Here is a 6,061-nt window from a genome sequence, read left to right on the forward strand (position 1 = left end):
GGGGCAGGCTGACGGTCTCGCAGGTCAGCTCCGCTCCTGAACGCGAGCCTGCCAATCCGCTCCGCCGTAGCTGATGCAGATGATGAAGACGGAATGTGTGAGGTCATCGACCGTGAAGCAGACGACGGCCTTTTCGGAGGCCGGAACCGCCCGTAGACCGGGATGGATGTCATCACGGATCGTGCCGATCTTGGGGAAATCCGTGAGAGAGTAAAGCTTGTGCTCTATCTCATCGATTTTTGTTTCAGCGACCTCATAGCCGGCGTACTCGCCAACCAGGGTCGAAATACCAACAAGATCGCTTTTGACGAGGGGATGGCGCGTAACCCTATACGCCATTCTGCTTTGCCGCTTTCCGTTCACGGATGAGGGCTCTTACCTCGTCGAACATGGTGTCGCCCTCCAAGGGAATCCATTGATCCCTAGGCAATTCCATCCGCCGCCTGATTTCATCAGCCATGCCGGCGACCGGATCGTCCGCCGCCTGATCCTCCCGCCGTATCCGCGCCAGCCCATCACGGATCACCTCATCGACGCTCGGATACCGTCCATCCTCGACCAGTTCTTCGGCATAGCGAAGATCTTCGTCCGATAGCGTCACGGTGTTCTTGACGTTCATGGTCGTCTCCAGGGCAAAACGTAACCGCAGTATAAAACAACGAATGCTGCTTGTCCTCCCTGCAAACTGCGGGGCTGGAGATCGAAAACTGGCCGCTTGGGCGCTTCGGCCAGGGCATCCGCGACGACGCCAACGCCCGATAACCGCGAACGATCGCACATAGACGACCTGCCGCCGCCGAAACTCTTGACCCCCACCGCCGCGCGTGGCACCTGTCGCCCGATCAAACCAATCGAACGGCGACGGCACCCATGTCTGCACCAGTATCTGCATCCAGCATCCCCGACCACATGAACCCGAAGCGCTCGTTCCAGGCGCTGATCCTGACGCTGCACAGCTACTGGGCGGACAAGGGTTGCGCAGTGCTGCAGCCTTACGACATGGAAGTCGGCGCCGGCACTTTCCATCCGGCAACGACGCTGCGCGCGCTTGGCCCCAAACCGTGGAAGGCCGCCTACGTGCAGCCGTCGCGCCGCCCGTCCGATGGTCGCTATGGCGAGAATCCCAACCGTCTTCAGCATTATTACCAGTACCAGGTGATCCTGAAGCCGAACCCGCCGAACCTGCAGGAACTCTACCTCGGTTCGCTGGCGGCGATCGGTCTCGATCCGCTGCTGCACGATGTCCGCTTCGTCGAGGACGATTGGGAAAGCCCGACGCTGGGCGCCTGGGGTCTCGGCTGGGAGTGCTGGTGCGATGGGATGGAAGTCTCGCAGTTCACCTACTTCCAGCAGGTCTGCGGCCTCGAATGCTCGCCGGTTGCCGGCGAACTCACCTATGGTCTCGAGCGTCTGGCCATGTATGTCCAGGGCGTCGACAACGTCTATGATCTGAACTTCAACGGCCGCGAAGGCGACGAGAAGATCAGCTACGGCGACGTCTTCCTGCAGGCCGAGCAGGAATACTCACGCCACAATTTCGAATATGCCAACACCGAGATGCTGCACCGTCACTTCATCGATGCCGAAAAGGAATGCCAGGCGCTGCTGGCGGCCGGCGCTCCCGGTGACAACGATAACCAGAAGCTGCACAAGTGCGTCTTCCCGGCTTACGACCAGTGCATCAAGGCCAGCCACGTCTTTAATCTCTTGGATGCTCGCGGCGTGATTTCGGTGACAGAGCGCCAGAGCTATATCCTGCGCGTGCGCACGCTGGCCAAGGCCTGCGGCGAAGCCTTCCTCTTGACCGATGCCGGTGGCGTCAATCTCGCAAAGGCGGCTGCCTGAGCGATCAGCGACGTTTGTCGGCCCTGATCTCGACAGTGCGCGCTTCAAAACGGGGCGCGCGCTGAAACACGAAAAACGATCCGATGGCAAGAATGTTGAGCAGGAAGATGACTGCGCTCATGGGCTGCTGATCCTCGTGACACGGTGTTGAATCCCGCCGCCGTCGGCTGATTCGCCATCAACATAAGCGTTTTTGTTGATCGCCGGTATCGCGAGATTTCACTACCCACTTCTGATCGCCCGCGCGGTGCAATGCCAAATCCGGCCCAAATTCAGCCGGAATCCGCCTCAAATCCGGGATGACAAGCCGCAGCATCCCGCATAGTCTCGCCACCAGTTCGACGTCGTCTCGGGGGATTTGCGATGTACATCATTCTTGGCGCCATCGTTCTGGTCGCGCTCTATGTCGTCTTCATCTACAACGGCCTGGTCCGCGCCCGCCAGATGGCGGAAGAAGCCTGGTCCGGTATCGATGTGCAGCTGAAGCGCCGCGCTGATCTCATCCCCAACCTGATCGAGACGGTCAAGGGCTACGCCAGCCACGAGAAGACGACGCTCGAAGAGGTCGTCAAGCTCAGAAACCAGGCGCAGGCGGTACCCACGGGCGATGTCGCCGGTCGTGCCCAGGCCGAAGGCCTGCTTGGGGCCGCACTTGGCCGCGTCATGGCGCTTGCCGAAGCCTATCCCGACCTGAAGGCCAACGAGAATTTCCGCGAATTGCAGAGCTCGCTCGAAACCATGGAAAGCGAGATCCAGATGGCGCGGCGTTATTACAATGGTGCCGCCCGCGATCTCAACGTCAAGGTCGAGAGCTTCCCGTCGAACCTCGTTGCCGGCCAGTTCGGCTTCCAGAAGCGCGACTATTTCGAGATCACCAACGAGGCCGATCGCGCCGTTCCCACGGTAAAGTTCTGACATCCGCCATTTGCCTTTGCGGAAAAGCTGCTATGAGCAGGGAAAGATCGTGGCCGGCAACGGCTCCCGCGCAATGGACGGAAAAGACAAGGTAATGAGTAAAGACAAGCTCACCATCATCCCTCCCGGCAAGCCGCTTTCCGGCCGCGCCGTGCCCCCCGGCTCGAAGTCGATCACCAACCGCGCTCTGCTGCTGGCCGGCCTCGCCAGGGGCACCAGCCGGCTGACAGGCGCCCTGAAGAGCGATGACACCCGCTACATGGCCGACGCCCTGCGCGCCATGGGTGTCACCGTCGACGAGCCCGATGCCACCACCTTCGTCGTCACCAGCGTGGGCGAGCTGAACGCCCCTGATGCAGCGCTCTTCCTCGGCAACGCCGGCACCGCCACCCGCTTCCTGACGGCAGCCTTGGCGCTCGGCCATGGCCGCTACGTCGTCGATGGCGATGAACACATGCGCAAGCGGCCGATCAAGCCGCTGGTCGACGCATTGAAATCGCTGGGTGTTTCGATCGATGCGCCGACCGGCTGCCCGCCTGTCACCATCGATGCCACCGGCCGCTTCTCGCAGAACAAGGTTGTCATCGATGCCGGTCTCTCCAGCCAGTATGTCTCTGCCCTGCAGATGGCAGCCGCCTGCGGTTCCGAGCCGTTCACCATCGAGCTTGCCGGTGCCGATATCGGCGCCCGTGGCTATATCGACCTGACGCTTGCCGCCATGCGCGCCTTCGGCGCCAAGGTTACCCAGCCGACGCCGTCCTCCTGGGTGATCGAGCCGACCGGCTACACGGCGACGGATTTCGTCGTCGAACCGGATGCCTCCGCCGCCACCTATCTCTGGGCCGCCGAAGTGCTGACCAAGGGTGCCATCGACCTCGGCGTCGCCAATGCCGACTTCACCCAGCCGGATGCGGAGGCATACGACGTCATCCGCCAGTTCCCGCATTTGCCCGCTGTCATCGACGGCTCGCAGATGCAGGACGCGGTCCCGACGATCGCCGTGCTGGCCGCCTTCAACGAAACGCCGGTGCGCTTCGTCGGCATCGCCAATCTGCGCGTCAAGGAATGCGACCGCATCCGGGCGGTCTCGACCGGCCTCAACAACATCCGCGCCGGCCTTGCGACGGAAGAGGGGGACGACCTCGTTGTTGCCGCCGATCCTGCTCTTGCTGGCCAGCGCCTGCCTGCTGATATCGACACCTTCGCCGATCACCGCATCGCCATGAGCTTTGCGCTGGCCGGCCTGAAGATCGACGGCATCACCATTCTGGACCCGGATTGCGTCGGCAAGACCTTCCCGTCCTACTGGCGTGCGCTGGCAGCGCTCGGCGTCACCTATGCGGACGAGGGCTGATACCATTTGAAGCGGCAGGAGAGCCGCGGGCGGGGGAGTGAGATGATCCGGCGGCTTTCTGGTCTTTGCCTTGCATTGGTGCTGATGATGGCCGCCGGCCCGCTGTGGGCGGCCGAGGTCATCAATTCCTACGTCTCCAACATCGCGCTCGAAAAGAGCGGCACGATGACGGTGGCGGAAACCATCACCGTCAATGCCGAGGGCAACCAGATCCGTCGCGGCATCTTTCGCGATTTCCCGCTGACGCTGAAGAATGCCGAAGGTCGGACGATCCGTGTGGATTTCGACCTGATCTCGGTCACTCGTGACGGCCACGACGAACCCTCGCGCACCGAGACGATCACCAACGGCATCCGCATCTATGCCGGTTCGCCCGACGTGATGCTCACCCAGGGCCGCCATCAATACGTCTTCACCTACCGCACCGGCCGCCAGATCCGCTATTTCGACGATCACGACGAACTCTACTGGAACGTCACCGGCAATGGCTGGATCTTCCCGATCCTGTCCGCCACATCAAACGTCACGCTTCCACCGGGCGTCAGCGCCACGGATACCAACGTCTTCACCGGCCCGCTCGGCGCAACCGATCAGAATGCCCGCGCCAGCAACCGCGGCGGCACGGTCTCGTTCGCGACCACCCAACCGCTCGGCCCCGGCGAAGGGCTGACCATCGCCATCAAGATGCCGAAGGGCTCGATCGATCCGCCATCGGGCAGCGAGGCGAACCGCTGGTGGCTGAGCGACAACCGCGACTACCTGATCGGCTTCGGCGGCTTGTTGCTGGTCTTCCTCTACTACACCCGCTCATGGCTGAAGGTCGGCCGCGACCCCCAGCGCGGCGTCGTCGTCCCGCGCTGGGATGCGCCCGATGGCATTTCGCCGGCGCTGGTCAACTATATCGACAACCGTGGCTTTTCCGGCCAGGGCTGGACGGCGCTATCGGCGGCAGCCCTCAATCTGGCAGTGTGCGGTTTCGTCGTGCTTGAGGATATGAAGCAGTCGATCGTTATCCGCCGCACCGACAAGCCGAACGTCGGGGTGAAATTCGAGGCCGGCGAGGCGAGCCTGCTCAACGCGGTTGGCGGCAGAGGCTCGCTGACCATCGACAAGGCCAATGGCGAGCGGGTCAAATCCGTTGGCGAGAAATTCCGTTCCGCCATCGAACGCGAGCATCGCGGCCGCTACTACAATTCCAACATCGGCTACACCATCGGCGGCATCGTGCTCAGCGTCGCCTGCCTGCTGGCGCTGTTCGTCTTCGGCTCGCTGGAGCCGGAGACCATCGTCATGATGGTCATCCCTATCGTCATCTCGGTGTTTGTCTCCGTCTTCATCGGCGGTGTGGCCAAGTCGTTCCGGCCGGGAAAATCGCTTGGGTCCAAGATCATGGCGGTGGTCTCCATCGCCTTTATCGTCTTCGTCGGCTTCAGCATGATCTCGACGCTGTTGCTCGGGCTGCTCTCCTCGCTGATGGAACTGCACGAGACGCCGATGATCTTTGCTGTCGGCGGCATCGTGCTGCTCAACATCCTCTACGTCTTCATCATGGGCGCGCCGACACCGCTCGGCTCGAAGATGATGGATGGCATCGATGGCCTCAGGCAATATCTGACGCTGGCCGAGAAAGACCGGATGAACACCGCAGGCGCGCCTGAGATGTCGCCGCAGCATTTCGAAAAGCTGTTGCCCTATGCCGTGGCGCTCGGTGTCGAAAAGCCGTGGAGCCGGACCTTCGAGGTCTGGCTTGCAGCGGCTGCCGCAGGCGTTGCCGGTGCCGCCGCCTATCACCCCGGCTGGTATTCCGGAAATTTCAGCAGCGGCAATTTCTCCGACCGCATCGGCGGCTTCTCGTCATCGATGGCATCGACCATCGCCTCGACGCTGCCGACCCCACCACCCAGTTCCTCCTCCGGCTTCGGCAGCAGTGGCGGCGGTGGTGGCGGC

General features: G+C 62.3%; 6 protein-coding genes. 4 read left to right on the forward strand and 2 right to left on the reverse strand.

Features of this window, described 5'->3' with window-relative positions:
* Nucleotides 1-24 precede the first annotated feature (24 nt).
* The gene (locus GVL52_RS19360) at nucleotides 25-339 is read right to left on the reverse strand and encodes a type II toxin-antitoxin system RelE/ParE family toxin (RefSeq protein WP_160010118.1); all 315 of its coding nucleotides are present in this window, start codon (nucleotides 337-339) and stop codon (nucleotides 25-27) included.
* The gene (locus GVL52_RS19365; RefSeq protein WP_160010120.1) at nucleotides 329-619 is read right to left on the reverse strand and encodes a hypothetical protein; all 291 of its coding nucleotides are present in this window, start codon (nucleotides 617-619) and stop codon (nucleotides 329-331) included. The genes GVL52_RS19360 and GVL52_RS19365 overlap by 11 nt, the downstream gene beginning before the upstream one ends.
* A 251-nt stretch (nucleotides 620-870) precedes the next feature.
* Between GVL52_RS19365 and GVL52_RS19370 the strand changes: the two genes are divergently transcribed.
* The 4 genes from GVL52_RS19370 to GVL52_RS19385 all read left to right on the forward strand — a co-directional run.
* The gene (locus tag GVL52_RS19370) at nucleotides 871-1,845 is read left to right on the forward strand and encodes a glycine--tRNA ligase subunit alpha (RefSeq protein WP_160010122.1); all 975 of its coding nucleotides are present in this window, start codon (nucleotides 871-873) and stop codon (nucleotides 1,843-1,845) included.
* A gap of 363 nt (nucleotides 1,846-2,208) precedes the next feature.
* The gene (locus GVL52_RS19375) at nucleotides 2,209-2,760 is read left to right on the forward strand and encodes a LemA family protein (RefSeq protein ID WP_160010124.1); all 552 of its coding nucleotides are present in this window, start codon (nucleotides 2,209-2,211) and stop codon (nucleotides 2,758-2,760) included.
* A 94-nt stretch (nucleotides 2,761-2,854) separates the two neighbouring features.
* Entirely contained in the window at nucleotides 2,855-4,114 is a 1,260-nt protein-coding gene (locus GVL52_RS19380; protein ID WP_160010126.1) for a 3-phosphoshikimate 1-carboxyvinyltransferase, read from the forward strand.
* A gap of 42 nt (nucleotides 4,115-4,156) precedes the next feature.
* The coding region (locus tag GVL52_RS19385; RefSeq protein ID WP_160010128.1) for a DUF2207 domain-containing protein at nucleotides 4,157-6,061 on the forward strand (1,905 nt) is incomplete at its 3' end.

Source organism: Rhizobium sp. 18055, assembly GCF_902706285.1.
GTDB lineage: Bacteria > Pseudomonadota > Alphaproteobacteria > Rhizobiales > Rhizobiaceae > Rhizobium.